Origin of the sequence: Mycobacterium sp. SMC-2, from assembly GCF_025263485.1 — a bacterium.
GTDB lineage: Bacteria > Actinomycetota > Actinomycetes > Mycobacteriales > Mycobacteriaceae > Mycobacterium.
This window is the reverse complement of sequence record NZ_CP079863.1, coordinates 2,868,257-2,886,812: the sequence shown is the minus strand read 5'-3', so window position 1 is coordinate 2,886,812 and position 18,556 is coordinate 2,868,257. Positions and strand designations below refer to the sequence as shown.

The 18,556-nt window shown below is 69.2% G+C and carries 16 protein-coding genes; 5 read left to right on the top strand and 11 right to left on the bottom strand.

The features are described 5' to 3' along the window. Positions 1-27: 27 nt before the first annotated feature. The gene (gene mihF / locus KXD96_RS13850) at positions 28-342 is read right to left on the bottom strand and encodes an integration host factor, actinobacterial type (protein ID WP_007171927.1); all 315 of its coding nucleotides are present in this window, start codon (positions 340-342) and stop codon (positions 28-30) included. Positions 343-808: 466 nt separating this feature from the next. Between mihF and KXD96_RS13845 the strand changes: the two genes are divergently transcribed. Next, positions 809-1,231: a molybdopterin-binding protein gene (locus tag KXD96_RS13845; protein ID WP_260745080.1), complete on the top strand. Its 423-nt coding sequence runs from the start codon at positions 809-811 to the stop codon at positions 1,229-1,231. Positions 1,232-1,321: 90 nt separating this feature from the next. Here KXD96_RS13845 and pyrF read toward each other — a convergent pair whose 3' ends face one another. The 8 genes from pyrF to KXD96_RS13805 all read right to left on the bottom strand — a co-directional run bounded on the left by pyrF (position 1,322) and on the right by KXD96_RS13805 (position 10,629). Next, complete coding sequence (pyrF, locus tag KXD96_RS13840) at positions 1,322-2,149, bottom strand: orotidine-5'-phosphate decarboxylase (protein WP_260745079.1); 828 nt, start codon at positions 2,147-2,149, stop codon at positions 1,322-1,324. Further along, a complete protein-coding gene (gene carB / locus KXD96_RS13835) occupies positions 2,146-5,511 on the bottom strand; it encodes a carbamoyl-phosphate synthase large subunit (protein WP_260745078.1) in 3,366 nt (1,121 codons plus the stop codon). The genes pyrF and carB overlap by 4 nt, the downstream gene beginning before the upstream one ends. 91 nt (positions 5,512-5,602) lie before the next feature. Then, a complete protein-coding gene (gene carA / locus KXD96_RS13830) occupies positions 5,603-6,721 on the bottom strand; it encodes a glutamine-hydrolyzing carbamoyl-phosphate synthase small subunit (RefSeq protein WP_260745077.1) in 1,119 nt (372 codons plus the stop codon). After that, a complete protein-coding gene (locus KXD96_RS13825) occupies positions 6,718-7,227 on the bottom strand; it encodes a transporter (RefSeq protein WP_260745076.1) in 510 nt (169 codons plus the stop codon). Before KXD96_RS13825 ends, carA begins: the two co-directional genes overlap by 4 nt. Continuing rightward, positions 7,224-8,516: a dihydroorotase gene (locus KXD96_RS13820; protein WP_260745075.1), complete on the bottom strand. Its 1,293-nt coding sequence runs from the start codon at positions 8,514-8,516 to the stop codon at positions 7,224-7,226. The genes KXD96_RS13825 and KXD96_RS13820 overlap by 4 nt, the downstream gene beginning before the upstream one ends. Further along, on the bottom strand, positions 8,513-9,472 hold the full coding sequence (locus tag KXD96_RS13815; RefSeq protein ID WP_260745074.1) for an aspartate carbamoyltransferase catalytic subunit: 960 nt from the start codon (positions 9,470-9,472) through the stop codon (positions 8,513-8,515). Before KXD96_RS13815 ends, KXD96_RS13820 begins: the two co-directional genes overlap by 4 nt. After that, on the bottom strand, positions 9,469-10,026 hold the full coding sequence (pyrR, locus tag KXD96_RS13810; RefSeq protein WP_260745073.1) for a bifunctional pyr operon transcriptional regulator/uracil phosphoribosyltransferase PyrR: 558 nt from the start codon (positions 10,024-10,026) through the stop codon (positions 9,469-9,471). The genes KXD96_RS13815 and pyrR overlap by 4 nt, the downstream gene beginning before the upstream one ends. A gap of 174 nt (positions 10,027-10,200) precedes the next feature. Next, positions 10,201-10,629 (bottom strand): cellulose-binding domain-containing protein, encoded by a 429-nt coding sequence (locus tag KXD96_RS13805; RefSeq protein WP_260745072.1) that lies wholly within the window; start codon positions 10,627-10,629, stop codon positions 10,201-10,203. Positions 10,630-10,810: 181 nt separating this feature from the next. Here KXD96_RS13805 and KXD96_RS13800 point away from each other — a divergent pair, with 181 nt between their 5' ends. The 4 genes from KXD96_RS13800 to KXD96_RS13785 all read left to right on the top strand — a co-directional run bounded on the left by KXD96_RS13800 (position 10,811) and on the right by KXD96_RS13785 (position 14,001). Further along, entirely contained in the window at positions 10,811-11,179 is a 369-nt protein-coding gene (locus tag KXD96_RS13800) for an STAS domain-containing protein (protein ID WP_260745071.1), read from the top strand. Positions 11,180-11,183: 4 nt separating this feature from the next. Next, positions 11,184-12,389 carry a serine hydrolase gene (locus KXD96_RS13795; RefSeq protein ID WP_260745070.1) on the top strand — a complete coding sequence of 402 codons (1,206 nt, stop codon included), beginning with the start codon at positions 11,184-11,186 and terminating at the stop codon, positions 12,387-12,389. Between the two features lies 1 nt (position 12,390). Further along, positions 12,391-12,930, top strand: a complete 540-nt coding sequence (locus KXD96_RS13790) for a GNAT family N-acetyltransferase (protein WP_396878632.1) — start codon at positions 12,391-12,393, stop codon at positions 12,928-12,930. Between the two features lie 402 nt (positions 12,931-13,332). After that, entirely contained in the window at positions 13,333-14,001 is a 669-nt protein-coding gene (locus tag KXD96_RS13785) for a response regulator transcription factor (protein ID WP_260745069.1), read from the top strand. Here KXD96_RS13785 and KXD96_RS13780 read toward each other — a convergent pair. Next, positions 13,983-15,404, bottom strand: coding sequence for a HAMP domain-containing sensor histidine kinase (locus KXD96_RS13780; RefSeq protein WP_260745068.1), 1,422 nt, complete (start codon positions 15,402-15,404; stop codon positions 13,983-13,985). The two genes, KXD96_RS13785 and KXD96_RS13780, sit on opposite strands and share 19 nt — an antisense overlap. 303 nt (positions 15,405-15,707) lie before the next feature. Then, positions 15,708-18,554, bottom strand: coding sequence for an aminotransferase class I/II-fold pyridoxal phosphate-dependent enzyme (locus KXD96_RS13775; protein ID WP_260745067.1), 2,847 nt, complete (start codon positions 18,552-18,554; stop codon positions 15,708-15,710). Between the last annotated feature and the right edge of the window lie 2 nt (positions 18,555-18,556).

Genomic DNA, 18,556 nt, shown 5'->3' with positions numbered 1-18,556 from the left:
CCACGGGGCGGGTTGGCCGAGGCCTGGCTAGGAGCCGAACTTTTCCAGCAGGGCCTTGCGCTGGCGGTCGCCGAGGCCGCGCAGGCGGCGGGTGGGGGCGATCTCCAGCTCGGTCATGATTTCCTGCGCTTTGACCTTGCCAACCTTGGGCAACGCCTCAAGCAGCGCGGAAACCTTCATCTTGCCCAGGACTTCGTCGGTCTCGGCGTCCTTGAGCACCTGGGTGAGGTTGGTGCCGCCGCGCTTCAGCCGGTCCTTGAGCTCTGCTCTCGCTCGACGTGCGGCAGCCGCCTTCTCCAACGCGGCCGCGCGCTGCTCGTCGGTCAACTGGGGAAGGGCCACGATTCCTCCGTATCTGATCAATCAATCTCAATCGATCGCTTTTTGTCTCTGCCGGGTACTTCAGCCAGCGGAGACGACCGTACTCAGGCCTTCTGACGAAATCTAACCCGACCCCCTCGTTCAGGGGACAAACTCCCAGCATGAGCCGGGCGAATGGTCCCAAAATCCGCCGCCTCGAGCATGGCCGGCGACGGCCCGACGCGGCGAGATCGGGACGGCACCCTCGCCGTGTGGGCCGCCGAAATTGCTGCCCTGACCAGCGGTTTTAATGCGTCGGGTCGGCGCGTTGCTTGCCGCCGCCACGGGGCCGCAGGGCGGCGACGGCGGCGCGAAACGCCTCGTGTCGGGGATCGCGCATTTTTCGTCGCGTGTCGCGCGTGTCGCGCCTGCGCCGCCCGTCGCGGCGCGATCACGCGCGATTGCTGGTACGGCCCGCAGCGAAGACCCGCCGGGTTACCATCTAGCGGTGTCGAACCTGCGGATTCGTCAGGCCGCTGAGCTGCTCGGAGTCAGCGACGACACCGTCCGGCGATGGATCAATCAGGGCTCGTTGGCGGTCGGTCACGACGCGGCCGGCCGCAAGGTCATCGCCAGCGAGGACCTGGCCCGGTTTTCGCGGACCAACGCCCCCGCCCCGCCGCCGGACCCGCTCAGCATCGGCAGCTCGGCCCGCAACCGGTTCGTCGGGCTGGTCACCAAGGTCACCAGCGACAAGGTGATGACCCAGGTGGAGATGCAGTGCGGTCCCTTCACCGTCGTGTCGCTGATGAGCACCGAGGCCGCCGAGGAGTTGCAGCTGCGGCCCGGCAGCGTCGCGGTGGCCGTCGTCAAGGCCACCACCGTGATCGTGGAGACCGCCAGGCCCGGCACCGCGCTCGCGTCGGACTGAGGGGCTGCTAGGCCCCGCGAGCGTGGGCCCTATGGACGAATCTGGGGCGTTTTCGGTGCCTGGGGCGCACAGTCGGCGCCCGACAGGCGCCTACGGGGCTGCCAGATAGGCGACGGCGTCCAGCATCCGCTCGCCGGCCGCGCGCAGCTCGGGCACCCCCGGCCCGGCGCGCAGCACCTCGCGGGCCACCGCGGGCAGCAGCTGGCCGGGATCCGCCCCGCCCAGCCCGGCGAGCGCCTCGGGCCGTCCGCCCTGCACACCCAGCCCCGGCACCAGCACCGGCCCGCCCAGCGCGCTGAGGTCGGGGGCCTCGAGCACCGTCGCGCCCACCACCACGCCGACGTACCCGGGCCCCGACGGCGTGGCGGACCGGTTCACCACCGCCGCCTGGTCGACGACCAGCTGGGCCACCGTGCGGCCGTCGAACGTGGCGCGCTGCACGGTCGCGCCCTCGGGATTGGATGTCGCCGCCAGCACGAACACGCCCCGGTCGTTCGCCGCGGCGGCTTCCAGCAGCGGCCGCAGCGAGCCGAAGCCCAGGTACGGCGAGGCCGTCACGGCGTCGGCGGCCAGCGGCGAGTCGCCCGCCCAGGCGGCGGCATAGGCGGCCATCGTCGTGCCGATGTCACCGCGCTTGGCGTCGGCCAGCACCAGCACGCCGAGCGATCGCAGGGCCGCGATCGTGCGTTCCAGCACCGCGAACCCGGCGGCGCCGTAAGGCTCGAAGAAGGCCACCTGGGGCTTGACGACGGCGAAGCCGGCGAACGCCTCGACGCAGGCGTCGCAGAACGCGGCCAACCCGTCGGCCGTCGTCGGCAGGTCCCAGGCGCGGAGCAGCTCGGGATGCGGGTCGATGCCCACGCACAGCGGGCCGCGTTGCGCTTTCGCCTCGGCCAGCCGGAGGCCGAACCGTGTCACCGGGCGCCTCCGTCGGGCGCGGGGCCCTGGCCGATGAGGCTGTGCAGCTCTTGCAGGGAACGGACGCCGATGTGTCCGCGGATGCCCGCCTCGATGCCCTGGATGGCGGCGGAGGCGCCCTGCACCGTCGTGACGCACGGGATGTTGACCGACACCGCGGCCGAACGGATCTCGTAGCCGTCGATGCGTGGACCGGAGTTGCCGTACGGCGTGTTGATCACCATGTCGACTTCGCCTGCCCTGATCGCGTCGACGGCGGAGGCGGCCGGGCGCCCGGGCTGCGGCGGCTCGAAGTGCTTGCGCACCTCGTCGCAGGGAATCCCGTTGCGGCGCAACATCTCCGCGGTGCCCTCGGTGGCCAGGACGCGGAAGCCCAGGTCGGCGAGGCGCTTGACCGGGAACACCAGCGACCGCTTGTCCCGATTGGCGACCGACACGAACACGGTGCCCGCGGCCGGCAGCGAGCCGTAGGCGGCGGTCTGGCTCTTGGCGAAGGCGGTGCCGAAGTCGCGGTCGATGCCCATCACCTCGCCGGTCGATTTCATCTCCGGGCCCAGCAGCGAATCGATGGCGGCCCCGTCGGCGCGGCGGAAGCGGTGGAACGGCAACACCGCCTCCTTGACCGCGATCGGGGCGTTCTGGGCCGCGTGCGCGCCGTCCCCGGAAGCCGCCAGCATGCCTTCGGCGCGCAGTTGCGGGATGTTGGCGCCCAACATGATCCGGGCGCACGCCTTGGCGAGCGGGACGGCGGTGGCCTTGGATACGAAGGGGACGGTACGGCTTGCTCTCGGGTTGGCCTCCAGGACATAGAGCACGTCGTCCTTGAGGGCGTACTGCACGTTGAGCAGTCCGACCACGCCGATGCCGTGCGCGATGGCCTCCGTCGCACGGCGCACCTTCTCGATGTCGCTGCGGCCCAACGTGACCGGCGGCAGCGCGCACGCCGAGTCGCCGGAGTGGATGCCGGCCTCCTCGATGTGCTCCATGATGCCGCCGATGTAGACCTCGCTGCCGTCGCACAGCGCGTCGACGTCGATCTCGACCGCGTCCTCGAGGAATCGGTCCACCAGCACCGGGTGCTCGGGCGAGAGCGCGGTGGCGCGGGTGATGTAGCCCTCCAGCGTCTCCTCGTCGTAGACGATCTCCATCCCGCGGCCGCCCAGCACGTAGGACGGCCGCACCAGCACCGGATAACCGATGTCCTCGGCGATCCGGCGGGCCTGCGCGAAAGTCGTTGCCATGCCGTATTTCGGCGCCGGCAATCCGGCGCCGGCCAGCACGTCACCGAAAGCGCCGCGGTCCTCGGCCAGGTCTATCGCCTCCGGCGGGGTGCCCACGATCGGGACCCCGGCGTCGGCCAGGCGCTGGGCCAACCCGAGCGGGGTCTGGCCGCCCAGTTGCACGATGACGCCCGCGACTCCCGGGCCGCCCTGTGCCGACTGCTGTTCGGCGCGGAAGACCTCCAAGACGTCCTCGAACGTCAGCGGCTCGAAGTACAGCCGGTCGGCGGTGTCGTAGTCGGTGGACACCGTCTCCGGGTTGCAGTTGACCATCACGGTCTCAAAACCCGCCTGGCTCAGCGTGGTAGCCGCGTGCACGCAGCTGTAGTCGAATTCGATGCCCTGGCCGATGCGGTTCGGCCCCGACCCGAGGATGAGCACCTTGGGCCGCTCGGCCTGCGGGGCCACCTCCGTCTCGGCGGCCGGGTCGAGTTCGTAGCTGCTGTAGTGATACGGCGTCTTGGCCTCGAACTCGGCCGCGCAGGTGTCCACCGTCTTGTACACCGGGTGGATGCCCAGCCGCGAGCGCAGCGAGCGCACCCCGTTCTCCCCGGCCAATTCGGGCCGCAGCGCGGCGATCTGGCGGTCCGACAGCCCGCTGTGCTTGGCCCGCCGCAGCAGCTCGGTGTCGAGCACCGGGGCGTCCAGCAGCTCGGTACGCAGCTTGCCCAGCTCCGCGATCTGGGCGAGAAACCATGGGTCGACGCCGCTGGCCTCGGCGACCTGTTCGATCGAGGCGCCCAGCCGCAGCGCCAGTTCGATGTCGTAGAGCCGGCCCTCGGTGGCGGTCCGCAGCCGGGTCAGCACCTCATCGATGTCCCGCTCGTCGTCGGGCTTGGTCCAGAAGCCGGCGCGGTCGGTCTCCAGCGACCGCATCACCTTGCCGAGCGCCTCGATGAAGTTGCGGCCCAGCGACATTGCCTCACCGACGGATTTCATCGTGGTGGTCAGGGTCGGGTCGGCCCCGGGGAATTTCTCGAACGCGAACCGCGGCGCCTTGACGACGACGTAGTCGAGCGTGGGTTCGAAGCAGGCCGGTGTCTCCTTGGTGATGTCGTTGACGATCTCGTCGAGGGTGTAGCCGATGGCCAGCTTCGCGGCGATCTTGGCGATGGGAAAGCCGGTGGCCTTGGAGGCCAACGCGCTGGACCGGGACACCCGCGGGTTCATCTCGACGACGATCAGCCGGCCGTCGCGGGGGTTGACGGCGAATTGGATGTTGCAGCCGCCGGTGTCCACGCCGACCTCGCGCAGGATCGCGATGCCCAGGTCGCGCATCCGCTGGTATTCGCGGTCGGTGAGCGTCATGGCGGGCGCGACGGTGACCGAGTCGCCGGTGTGCACGCCCATGGGGTCGACGTTCTCGATGGAGCACACCACCACGACGTTGTCGTGGCCGTCGCGCATCAGCTCGAGCTCGAATTCCTTCCAGCCGTAGATCGATTCCTCGATGAGCACGTTGGCGCTGGGCGAGGCGGCCAGCCCGGCGCCGGCCATCCGGTCGACGGCTTCGGCGGAGTCGGCCATCCCCGAGCCCAGCCCGCCCATGGTGAAGCTGGGCCGCACGACGACGGGCAGGCCGAGTTCGGAGACCGTCTCGCGCACCTCGTCCATGGTGAAACACACACGGCTGCGGGCGGATTCGCCGCCCACCTTGGCGACGATGTCCTTGAAGCGCTGGCGGTCCTCGCCGCGCTGGATGGCGTCGAAGTCGGCACCGATCAGTTCGACGCCGTAGCGCTCCAGCGCCCCGTTCTCATACAGCGCGACCGCGGTGTTGAGCGCGGTCTGCCCGCCCAGCGTGGCCAGCAGCGCGTCGATCTTGTTGCCGCGGTCGGCCTGCTGGGCTATCACCCGCTCGACGAACGCCGGGGTGATGGGCTCGACGTAGGTGTGGTCGGCGTACTCCGGGTCGGTCATGATGGTGGCCGGGTTGGAGTTGATCAGGCTGACCTGCAGCCCCTCCGCTCGCAGCACCCGGCAGGCCTGGGTGCCGGAATAATCGAATTCGGCCGCCTGGCCGATGACGATCGGCCCCGAGCCGATCACCAGCACGTGGCGCAGGTCGGTGCGGCGCGGCACTACCTCCCCCTTTCCGTGGCGCGAGCGACCGCGTTTGCACACCGTCTCCGGCGTGTCGCCGTACAAACACGGTCGCTCGCGGGGAGAAACATCAGCGCTCACCTGCCATCAGGTCGATGAATTGGTCGAACAGGTATTCCGCGTCGTGTGGACCGGCGGCGGCCTCCGGGTGGTACTGCACCGAGAACGCCCGGCCGTCAGCGAGTTTGACGCCCTCGACCACCCCGTCGTTGGCGCAGGTGTGGCTGACGATCGCCGCGCCGAACGGCGTGTCGAACGACTGGCCCGCCTCGCCCTCCAGCGCGAAGCCGTGGTTCTGCGCGGTCACCGCGACCCGCCCGGTCGCATGGTCGATGACCGGGATGTTGATGCCGCGGTGGCCGAAGACCATCTTGTAGGTGGACAGGCCCAGCGCCCGGCCGAGGATCTGGTTGCCGAAACAGATGCCGAACAGCGGGATCCCGGCGCCCAGCACCTCGCGGGTGACCGTGACGACATGGTCGGCGGTGGCGGGGTCGCCGGGGCCGTTGGACAGGAACACTCCGTCGGGCTTGATGTCGGCGATCTGCTCGAAGGTCGCCGAGGACGGCAGCACGTGGCTGCGCACGCCGCGCCGGGCGAAATTGCGTGGGGTGTTGGTCTTGATGCCCAGGTCCAGGGCGGCCACGGTGAACCGTTGCGGCCCTTCCGGTTCCACTATGTAGACGCGCTCGGTGCTGACCTCGCCGGCCAGGTCGGCGCCCAGCATCGACTGCTGGCCCCGCACCCGCTCCAGCAGCTCGGCCGGCGCGGCCAGCGACTCGCCGGAGAACACCCCGGCCTTCATCGAGCCGCGGCTGCGCAGGTGCCGAACCACCGCGCGGGTGTCGATACCGGCGATCGCGACGATGCCCTGGCGGACCAGCTCGTCCTCCAACGTGCCGGTGGCGCGCCAGCTGGAGGCGCGCGGCGACGGGTCGCGCACCGCATAGCCGGCAACCCAGATCTTGTCGCCGCGGCTCTCGGCGTCCTCGTCGTTCCAGCCGGTATTTCCGATCTGCGGCGCGGTGGCCACCACGATCTGCCGGTGATAGCTGGGGTCGGTCAGCGTCTCCTGGTAGCCGGACATGCCGGTGGAAAACACGGCCTCGCCGAGCGTTTGACCCACCTTGCCGAACGGCGTTCCGGTGAACACGCGCCCGTCCTCGAGCACCAGCAGGGCTTTACTCACGAGCGCCGATCCTCCTCAGACCCCAGCCACGCGGCGTAGTCGTCGCGGTGGTTTGCCCGAAAGCCGCTGTCGATCTCGACTCCTGACGGCAGCCGCCACCGAATTGCCAATATGCCGATCCTGGCCGCGACCATGCCGCCCATGCCGCGCTCCATACGAATAGCGGTGATCGAGTCCTGCGGAATCCAAATGGGTTGGGCCCGTTGGCGTTCCACCATGATTCCGCCGGAATAGCGGGTCAACACAGCTTTGCTGCGGAAACCCAGATCGCCGGCGGCGATCCGCTCGTTCCAGCCCGGCGCCATCATCGAGCCGCAATAGTGGCCGCGGCTGGTGAGGAGCGCCGCGCCCACCTGGGCGGGCACGTCGGGCAGGCCGCCGATCAGTTCCGCCTGCCGCTGCGAGCGACGCCGCCAGCTGCGCATCATCAGCTGGATCACCACCGCGATCACCACCACCAGCGCGGCCGCGAAAATCAGCGACCCCACCAGCGTGCCTGAATTCATACCGGGCACTTCCCGTCTCGAGCGGTGACCTTGCCCCGCAGCAGGGTCGCCGTCACGGTGGCGGGCAGGGCCATCGACTCGAACGGCGTGTTGGCAGACCGGCTGGCCAGATCGGAGCCGGCGACGGTCCAGGTGGCGTCGGGGTCCACCACCGTGAGGTTGGCCGGCTCCCCCACCTCCAGCGGGCGGCCGTGATCGGGTAGCCCGACGATGCGCGCTGGGTTCTCGCTCATCACCCGCGCGACATCGCGCCATGTCAACAGCCCGGGCGTCACCATCGTCTGCACGACGACCGACAGCGCGGTCTGCAGCCCCAGCATGCCGGGACGCGCCGAGGCGAATTCCACGCACTTCTCGTGCTCGGCGTGCGGGGCATGGTCGGTGGCCACACAGTCGATTACCCCATCGGCCAGGGCCTGACGCAACGCCGCCGCGTCGGCGGCTTCGCGCAGCGGCGGATTGACCCGATTCACCCCGTCGTAGCTGGCCAGCCTGCTGTCGTCGAGCAACAGGTGATGCGGGGTGACCTCGGCGGTGATCGAGATCCCTTGGTCCTTGGCCCATTTCAGGATCTCGACGGTACCCGCGGTGGAAGCGTGGCAGATGTGCACGCGGGCGCCGGCGTCGCGCGCCAGCAGCGCGTCGCGGGCGACGATCGATTCCTCGGCGGCCCGCGGCCAGCCCGACAGTCCCAGCCGGGCCGCGGTGGGTCCCTCGTGGGCGACGGCGCCGACGGTCAACCGGGGTTCCTCGGCGTGCTGGGCGATGAGCACGCCCAGGCCGGTGGCGTACTCGAGCGCGCGGCGCATCACCAGCGGGTCGTGCACGCAGACGCCGTCGTCGGAGAACATCCGGACCTGCGCGGCCCCGTCGGCCATCATGCCCATTTCGGTGAGCTCGGTGCCGGCCAGCCCGACGGTGACGGCGCCGACGGGGTGCACGTCGACCAGGCCGACCTGCTGGCCGCGGTGCCAGACGTGGTCGGTGACCACCGGGCTGTCGGCGACGGGATTGGTGTTGGCCATCGCGAACACCGCGGTGTACCCACCCAAGGCCGCTGCGGCCGAGCCGGTTTCGATGTCCTCGGCGTATTCGCGGCCCGGCTCGCGCAGGTGGGTGTGCAGGTCGACGAATCCGGGCAGCAGCACCTGATCCGTGGCGTCGATGACGTCGGCGGTGTCGGGGACGGCCAGTCCCGCCCCGATTTCGGCGATCTGGCCGTCATCGACCAGCACGTCGACCCGGTCGCCGTCGCCGTACAACCGGACCCCGCGGATCAGCACGCTCACGCCGCCCCCTCACTTCCGGCCGACTCGGCGCCGACGAGCACATGAAACAGCACCGCCATCCGCACGTGTACACCGTTGGAGACCTGTTGCAGCACAGCCGATTGCGACGAGTCGGCCACCGAGGATGCGATCTCCATGCCGCGCAGCATCGGACCCGGGTGCAGCACCACGGCGTGGCCGGGCAGCATGGCCTGGCGGCGATCGGAAAGCCCGTAGCGGGAGGAGTATTCGCGCACGGACGGGAAGAAGCCGCCGTTCATCCGCTCGGCCTGCACGCGCAGCATCAGCACCGCGTCGGCGCCGGGCAGCTCGGCGTCGAAGTCGCCTGCGACGGTGACCGGCCACCCGTCGACGCCTACCGGCAACAGCGTCGGCGGCGCCACCAGCACCACCTCGGCGCCCAGGGTGTTCAGCAGCATGACGTTGGAGCGGGCGACCCGGCTGTGCAGGATGTCGCCGACGATCACGATGCGCCGGCCCTCGATGCCGCCGAGGCGCTGGCGGATGGTCAGCGCGTCGAGGAGCGCCTGCGTCGGGTGCTCATGGGTGCCGTCCCCGGCGTTGATCACCGAGGGGCCGGCGTCGTTGTCGGCGCACGTCCAGTCGGCGAGCAGGTGGGCCGCGCCGGACGCCGGATGCCGGATGATCAGCGCGTCGGCGCCGGCGGCCCGCAGGGTCAACGCGGTGTCGCGTAGCGACTCGCCCTTGCCCACCGACGACCCGGCCGCGCTCACGTTGACCACGTCGGCGCTCATCCACTTGCCGGCCACCTCGAACGAGACCCGGGTGCGGGTGGAGTTCTCGTAGAACATCGTGATCACGGTGCGGCCGCGCAGCGTCGGCAGTTTCTTGATCTCGCGGCCCACCAACGCCTGGGCGAACCGGTCCGCGTCGTCGAGGATGGCGGTGGCCTCGTCGCGGCTCAGGTCGCCGGCGGCCAGCAGGTGACGCGTCATCGCGAGATCACCACCCCGTCGCGCCCGTCCTGCTCGCTCAGCAGCACGTGCACGCTCTCGCTGCGGGACGTCGGGACGTTCTTGCCGACGTAGTCGGCGCGCAGCGGCAGCTCGCGGTGGCCGCGGTCGACCAGCACCGCGAGCTGCACCGCCCGCGGACGGCCCACGTCGCGCAGCGCGTCCAGCGCCGAGCGCACCGAGCGCCCGGAGTACAGGACGTCGTCGATGAGGATCACCAGCGCGTCATCGATGCCGCCCGCCGGGATCGAGGTGGCCTCCAGCGGCCGCGGCGGCTTCTGCATCAGATCGTCCCGGTACAGGGTGATATCGAGGGCGCCGCGCCCGACTTCCACCCCGCTGTATTCGGCGATGTTGGTGGCCAGCCGCTCGGCCAAGATCACGCCCCGCGTGGGGATGCCCAGCAGCACCACCCGCGGCGCGTCGGGACCGTCGAGCGCGGTCTTTTCGATGATCTGATGGGCGATGCGGGAAATGGTGCGGCCCACGTCGGCCGCCGACATCAATTCGCGGCCGGTGTCACTCGCGGCGCACATACCAGACTTGACCTCCTTCTCCGCCTCTCTGGACGGATCGTTAAAGGATGTCGACTGCCCGGCAGCGTAGCACTTCTCCGACAGAGCGGCGGCGCCAGGCACGAGCGCGCCGTCGTCGCTGCGTCCCACCCGCCCCACGCGTCTCCCCCGGGGGGTAGGCGTGCGCCGACGCCGCTAGGTGCAGGGATATTGCCCGTTGAGCACGCAATTCGCAGGCGGCGAGTAGGTACCGCTCAACACGCCTCTGAAACCACCGGTGGCCGAACCGCCGGGTGCGATAACGCGATTCCAATTCGCGGGGGTGAGCACATAGTGCGTGCCGGATTGGGTAACGGTGCTGTTCCACGCGTGCGAGACGGATTGTCCGGCCGGCATATCGAATTCAAGCTTCCAATCGCTTAGCGGCGCCATGCTCAAGTTGGTGACGGTGAAGCGGGCGATGAAACCGGTCTGCCATGTATGTTCCACCGACAACGTCGCCGCGGCCGCGGCCGCATGAGCCACGGGGGTGACGGCGAGTCCGAGGATGGCAACTATGAATGCCGACACGGTTACGTGAAGCGCTGTGCGCCAGCGCTTCACGGAATTGTCCAGTCCGGCCATAACAGCCAACACTAAGGTCGAACAGGCGATATCGGCCCTCGCATCGCGGGTACGCTGCAGTTCCTTTGCTCAACCGAAACCGTCGTGAAACTTTGGCCTCGATACCGATGTCCCCTCTTGGCGTGGGGCCCGCGACGCCCCGGGTCATCGGCCGCCGCGGAGGAGACAGTACGTTCGGGTGGTGAGGAGCGAGGAGTTCTCCGTAACCCGCCGCGATGCCGATGGCGCGGTGGTGTTGCAGGTCAGTGGTGCGGTGGACATCATCACCGCGCCCTCGCTCGCGACGCACATCGACATCGCCCTGGCCGGCACGCCTGCGGTGCTGGTCATCGACCTCACCGAGGTCGACTTCTTGTCCTCGGCCGGCATCACCGTGCTGGTCGAGGTGCATCGCCTGACCGAGAACAGCCCGACCTCACTGCGGGTGGCGGCCGACGGCTCGGGCACCGGCCGGTCGCTGCGCATCGTGGGCCTCGACGAGTTCATCGACCTCTACCCCACGGTGGACGAAGCCTTGGCCGGGGCGCCCCCGGGCCCGCCGCTAACCTGATCGGGTGAACCTCGACGCCAATGCGGCCTCCATCCGCGAAGTGTGCGACGCGGGCCTGCTCGCCGGTGCGGTGACGATGGTCTGGCAGCGCGGACAAGTGTTGCAGGTCAACGAAATCGGTTACCGCGACGCGGACGCGGGCCTGCCGATGCAGCGCGACACGCTGTTCCGGATCGCGTCGATGACCAAGCCGGTCACCGTCGCGGCCGTGATGACCCTCGTGGACGAGGGCAAGCTGACGCTCAAAGACCCGGTGGTGCACTGGGCGCCGGAGTTGGCCGACGTGCGGGTGCTCGACGACCCGCGCGGCCCGCTGGACCACACGCATCCGGCGCAGCGGGCCATCCTGATCGAGGACCTGCTCACCCACACCAGCGGCCTGGCCTACGGCTTCTCGGTGTCCGGGCCGATCGCCAAGGCCTACGTGCGGCTGCCCTTCAATCAAGGCCCCGACGCCTGGCTGGCCGAGCTGGCGAAGCTGCCGCTGGTGCATCAGCCGGGTGACCGGCTCACCTACAGCCATTCCATCGACCTGCTGGGCGTCATCGCGTCACGCATCGAGGACAAGCCGTTTCACCAGGTTCTCGACGAGCGGGTGTTGGGCCCGGTCGGCATGCCCGACACCGGGTTCTTCGTGTCCCCCGAGGCGCGCGGCCGCGCCGCCACCATGTACCGGCTCGACGAGCGGGGCCAACTGCACCACGACGCGATGGGGCCGCCGCACATCAAGCCGCCCTCGTTCTGCAACGCGGGCGGCGGCCTGTGGTCGACGGCCGACGACTACCTGCGGTTCGTGCGGATGCTGCTGAATGACGGAACCATCGACGGCGTGCGGGTGCTGTCGCCCGAGTCCGCACGCCTGATGCGCACCGACCGGCTGACCGACGAACAGAAGCGTCACGACTTTCTGGGGGCGCCGTATTGGGTCGGTCGCGGCTTCGGCCTCAACCTGTCGGTGGTGACCGATCCGGCCAAGAGCGCGCCGCTGTTTGGGCCGGGCGGTCTCGGGACGTTCAGCTGGCCCGGCGCCTACGGGACGTGGTGGCAGGCCGACCCGACCACGGATCTGGTGCTGCTGTACCTGGTCCAGAACCTGCCCGATATGTCCGTGGACGCGGCAGCGGCGATAGCCGGCAACACGTCGCTGGCGAAACTCCGATCGGCCCAACCGAAATTCGTCCGCCGCACCTATCAAGCGCTCGGCCTCTGACGTGGCCGACTACCCACCCGAGCGCATCACCGGGCCGCGTGTCGTGCTGCGGCGGCCCGTGCTCGACGACGCCGGCGCGCTCTTCCAGCGGGTCGCCCGCGATCCGGAGGTCACCAAGTATCTGATGTGGACGCCGCACCCCGACGTGGCGGCGACGCGTCGGGTGATCACCGAAAAGCTCAACGTCAGCCCCGACGAGCGGACCTGGGTGATCGAGTTGCGGCACAGCGGTGAGGTGGTCGGGCTGACCAGCTGCCGGCGCACCCAGCCGCACTCGGTCGAGATCGGTTACTGCCTGGGTCGGCGGTGGTGGGGCAAGGGTTTGATGGCCGAGGTGCTCGACATGCTGCTGGCCGCCCTCGACACCGACCGGGCGGTGTATCGGGTGTGGGCCACGTGCAATGTCGAGAACGACCGCTCGGCGCGGTTGCTCGAGCGCGCCGGCTTCGTGTTGGAGGGGCGACTGGCCCGCCACGCCGCCTACCCCAACCTGGGGATCGAGCCGCAGGACAGTCTGCTCTACGCCAGGATCCTGCGCTGAGTGTGCGGCCGGGGCGGGCGTCGCCGGCGTATCGCCGCCCTGGGCGCACACGCGAAGCCGTCAGCGCACACTCGATCGCCGGCTACCCGGGGGGACGGGCGACGTTCGTCGGGCGCCATGACACCGCGGCAGCGCGGTAATTTACTGAATGCGAAGCGACTTCGTACGTAAGCCCGCGCCGGCGCGGACCGGGCTGACATGGTCAGAGTTACGAGATACCTTGTACGAGCGCAGGTTTGGATACAGTGTGGAAGGTCCACCGCGCGAGCGCGATTCACAGTCTGGACATATCATGGACGCAGTCAGCGTTTCCTCAGCGCGGCTACCCTGGAAATACATGAACGACGACACCGGAAGACCGCCGCGCCGACCGCGGCCCGGCCGGCCAGTAAGCCCGACGGCATGAGAGTCCTGCTCGTCGAGGACGAAGCGCGGCTTTCGGCGACCCTGGCCAGGGGGCTGAAGGCCGAGGGATTCGTCGTCGTTGCGGTCGGCACGGGTGTCGACGGCCTACAGCAGGCGCTCGAGAACAGCTTCGACGCGGTGATCCTCGACATCATGCTGCCCGGCCACAGCGGATACGAGGTGCTGCGCCGGATGCGGGCGCGCAACGTGTGGACACCGGTCCTCATGCTGACCGCCAAGGACGGTGAGTACGACGAGACCGACGCGTTCGACCTCGGCGCCGACGATTACCTGACCAAACCGTTTTCGTTCCGGGTGCTGGTGGCGCGGCTGCGTGCGCTGGTGCGCCGCGGCGTGCCGGCGCGGCCGGCGGTGCTGACCGCCGGATCACTGCTGCTGGACCCGGCGCGGCACTCCGTTAGCCGTGATTCGACGCCAATCACCTTGACGCCACGCGAGTTTGGAGTGCTCGAGTTTCTGATGCGCAACAAGGACGTGGTCGTGACCAAGGCCGAAATCCTGCGCAACGTCTGGGATGCGCACTATCGCGGCCCCGACAACGTGGTCGAGGTCTACGTGGGATATCTGCGCCGCAAGATCGACGTTCCCTTCGGTACCAACACCATCGAAACGGTCCGCGGCGTCGGTTACCGACTGTTGTGCTGAGGCTCGCACTGCGGCAGGGACACGATCATCCGCGTTCCGCCGCCCGGTCGGTCGTCGACGTCGACCGCGCCGCCGTGAGCGGCGACGACCTCGGCGACGATCGCGAGCCCCAGGCCGGCTCCCCCACCGCTGCGGGCACGGTCCGAATCCAGCCGCACGAAACGTTCGAACACCCGGGCCCGTTCGGCCGGCGAGATTCCGGGACCGTCATCGCTGACGGTGAGGATGGCCGCGCCGTTGCTGCTGCCGACGGCCACGGTGACCCGCGAATCAGCATGGCGGACGGCGTTTTCCACCAGGTTGCGGATCATTCGCGAGATCGCCATCGGGTCACCGGTGCAACGCGCCGGTCGGATGTCGGTGTCGATTTCGCAGCGCGCCTCGCGGCGCGCCCGGGCGGTTTCGGCCTCGGCGATGTCATCGAGGGCGAGCTCTTCTTTGCGCCGCAGCAGGCTCTGCTCGTCGGCGCGGGCCAGCAGCAGCAGATCTTCGATCAGGGTGTGCATGCGTTGTGCCTCGGGGAGAAGGGTGTTGATCGCCAACTCCGCGTCGAGCAGATCGGGGTGCGCCTCGGCGACTTCCAATCCGGAGATGATCGTCGCCAGCGGGCTGCGCAGTTCGTGCGACGCGTCGGCGAGAAAGCGTTGCTGCACGCGGTGGCCGGCCTCGATACGGGACAGCATCCGGTTCATCGTGACGGCCAGCGCCGCGATCTCGTCGCGGCCGCTCGGCACGGGGACCCGTTCGGCCAGGCCCGATGTCGAGATTTCGGCCACCCGGGCGCGGATCGCGTCGACCGATCGCAGCGACCGGCGCACGAGCCAGTACGTCGCGCCCGCCGCCACCGCGACGACGATGGGCGCGCCCCCGGCCAACAGCAGCGCAACGGTCCGTGCCGTCGCCTCGACCGAGTGGCTCCCCCCTCCCACGAGCACCGTGTAGTCGCCGGCTGCGGTCGCGACCCGTTGCCCGCTGACGCGCATGTTCTCACCAGGCACCGCGTCGTCGGGCAGGCCGCGACGAAGAGCGGGGCCGAAGTTCGCGACGGACACGAGCGGCCTGCCGGGCGCGGAGCGCGAACGCCTCACCACCGTGCCGTCGGGGGCGATCACTTGGATCGCGACCACCCGTTGGTCGGTGCCGAACAGGGTGCTGTCCAAGCCGCCCGGCGGATCGGACTGCAGCGCCTTCGCCAGATCGCGAACCCGTTCGGCGGACGCGTAGTCGACGCCCACCAACAGCGACCGATACAGGATCGCGTCCAACCCCGCGCCGGCGAAAGCCAGTGCGCAGAGCACGACGACGGCCGACACCGCTGCCGACCGAGCGGGGATGCCCCAGTTCCGGGGCCGAAGCCACTGCACACCTTCGATTCTGCAGGCCCGTGGACCGCCGGGAAACACCGAGCTCAGCGGCCTTCTCAGCGGCTTCTCAGCGATCCACTCCTAGGCTGGCAGCGTCATGTCTGGCACTGCACGCCTCAGGCGTCCTCAGCACCGGGCGACCACCCGAATATTGGTCTACGTCGCCATCATTTTCGGAGCCGGGCTGGTAGCGGCGGCACCCGCGGGCGCCGAACCGAGCCCCTTCAGCACCCTCAGCTGCAGCTGTCACGAGACGGCTCCAGCCGGCAGCGCGGCCCTCCGCGAGGAGATCGAGCGAGGGATCCTGCAGGGTCAGGCCAACGGGCCGCCGAGCCCCTAGGCTCAGGCATCTTCGCTGACGACTTGCCCGGACCGGTCGCCATTGCGAGTCCCGTTCATGCCCGAGGCATCCGACGGCAACTCGAACGACGGGTAGGCGGTCCCGACCGCGGCCAACGCCGCGTTCCGTTGCGCCTCCATCCGTTTCAGCGCGGCCTCGGTGAACACCGACAGACCGAGTTCGGGGTTGTAGCCGTGGATTTCCTTGACGTCGAGCTGGGCGAGGAAATAGACGATCTCCTTGGAGACCACCTGACCCGGCACCAGCACCGGGAACCCCGGCGGGTAGGGCACCACGAACGTGGTGGACACCAGGGTCTTGCCCGCGCTCAGCCGCCGCCCGGCCCTGCCGATCAGCACGTGCTCGCGATCGGACCCCTCGTATCCGGCGTAGAAGGCCGACCGCATGTCGCCGAACTTGCAGGCGTCCACGGGGCGGAAGGCGACGTCGAACTCGCTGAAATCGGGCAGGTGCGGCAGGTCCTCGGTGATCTCCTCGACCCGGCGCTTCTGCAGGGCGCGGTCCTCCTTGCCGCCCGCGTTCTGGCTGCGCTCGAAGTCGGCGGCGATCCGCCGCAGCACGTCGAGCAGGTAGTGCACGCTCGACCAGGTGACCCCGATGGTGAAGATCAGCAGCACGCTGTTGATCGAGGTCTTGTTGATCTGGATGCCGAACCGGTCCATCAGGATCTTCTCGCGGAAGTCGTACCCGGTCATCCCGGTCTTGCCGATGAACAGGGTCACCCGGGTCGCGTCGAGCACGAACTGGTCGGAGCGCCACGCCTCGTTCCACTCTGCCAGCGCGCCCTGCCTGACCTGACGGTACGAGCTGACCGACGACGCGCGGAATTCGTCGGGCACCAGGTCGGACTCGTCGAGGATGCGGAACCACTTGCCGATCAGCCGGTCCTTGCGGACCCGGTGGCGGAAGATCAGCGCCATGTTGTAGACGTGGCGGACCATTTCGAAGCCTTCGATGTCGACCTGGCGGCGCGCCAGGTCCAACGACGCGAGCAGCTGCTGGTTCGGGGACGTCGAGGTGTGGGTCAGGAACGCCTCGGCGAATTCGTCGCGGGTGAGCGCCTTGAAATCCTGGTCGCGGACATGGATCATCGACGCCTGCCGAAACGCCGACAGCGACTTGTGTGTGGAGTGTGTCGCGTACACCCGCACCCGCGCGCGGGCCGGGTCGGGAAGCAGCCGGCGTTCGACCCACTCGGACCGCTCGGCCCCTTCCATGGATGCGGCCCAATCACGGTACTGGACAGCGTATTCCGGGGACGCCAGCATCTGCTCGAGGCGTTCCGCGGCCACCATCGCGGTCCGCTGCCGGGCCCACGGCACCGCGGTCGCGAACGCGTACCACGCCTCGTCCCACAAAAAGCAGATGTCCGGCTTGATCGCCAGCACCTCCTGCATCACCTGCAGCGGGTTGTAGACCACGCCGTCGAAGGTGCAGTTGGTGAGCAGCAGCATGCGCACCCGGTGCAGCTGTCCGGCCGCGTCGAGGTCCAGCAGCGTCTTCTTGATCGTGTGCAGGGGCACGGCCCCATAGATCGCGTACTCGGGCAACGGGTAGGCGTCCAGGTACAGCGGGTAGGCCCCGGCCAGCACCAGGCCGTAGTGGTGCGACTTGTGGCAGTTGCGGTCGATGAGCACGATGTCGCCCGGGCGCGTCAGGGCCTGCACGACGATCTTGTTGGCGGTCGAGGTGCCGTTGGTGACGAAGTAGGTCTGATTGGCGTTCCAGGTCACCGCGGCCTTGTCCATCGCCGCCTTGATGTTGCCGTGCGGGTCCAGCAGCGAATCCAGCCCCCCGGAGGTGGTCGACGTCTCGGCCATGAAGATGTTGCGGCCGTAGAACTCGCCCATGTCCTGCAGGGACTTGGAGTTGAAGATGCTGGCGCCGCGCGCGACGGGAAGCGCGTGGAACTGGCCGACCGGGGCCGCCGCGTAGGCGCGCAGGGCGTCGAAAAACGGTGTGGCGAAACGGTTCCGCAGGCCCGCGAGCACGGTGCTGTTGAGGTCGGTGACGTCGTTGAGCCGGTAGAAAGTGCGATCGTAGACGGCGGTTTCGTCCTCGGTCTCCGCGGCGATCGACTCGTCGGTGAGCAGGTACAGGTCGATGTGTGGCCGCAGCTCCCTGATCCATTCGCCGCATTCGACCCAGTCGTGGGTTTCGGCGGCCAACGCGTCGTCGCCGGCGGCACCCAGCAGCGTGTTCATCAACGGCACCCGGTCGCGGGACCGCAGCGGCAGGTCGCTGCGGATGATCGCCGCCTGAATTTCGCCGTTCAGCGCGACGGCGGTGATCGCATCCTCGATGCTCGCCACCACCAGCAGCTCGTACTGCACCCCGTCTGAGGCGTTGCGCAGCGCGCGTAGGCACTCCGCCAGGCTGTCGGGGGCATTCTCGGGGGCGTCGTCGGCGAGCAGCACCGTGTAGAACTGCTGTTTTTTGGCCTGCGCGACCAGCTCCTGCTCGGCCAGCGGCGCGGTGGTGTCGAAAAGCCCTGCGCGGTCGCCGTATTCACTCAGCAGCCGCACGGCCAGCGACACCTCCTCGGCGAGCCGCAACGGCAACTGCTTGTCGAGGTAACCGCGGAAGTTCGCTAGATTCTGCGCGCCCGGGTACAGCCAGTACCGCTCGTAGGCGGCGAGCCGATCCATCAGCCGCCGCACCCGGCACAGGTCGTGTTCGGTGTCCAGCCCGGCGCGGTTGACCTCGGCGAGGTGACGGCACGCGTCGTCGAGCAGGTTCCACGTGTCCAGGCGCGTGTACGACGGGTTGGCCACCGCCGCCAGCGCCGACACACGAAGCCGGCGCGGGTGGGCGCTGTCTCGAGTCATCT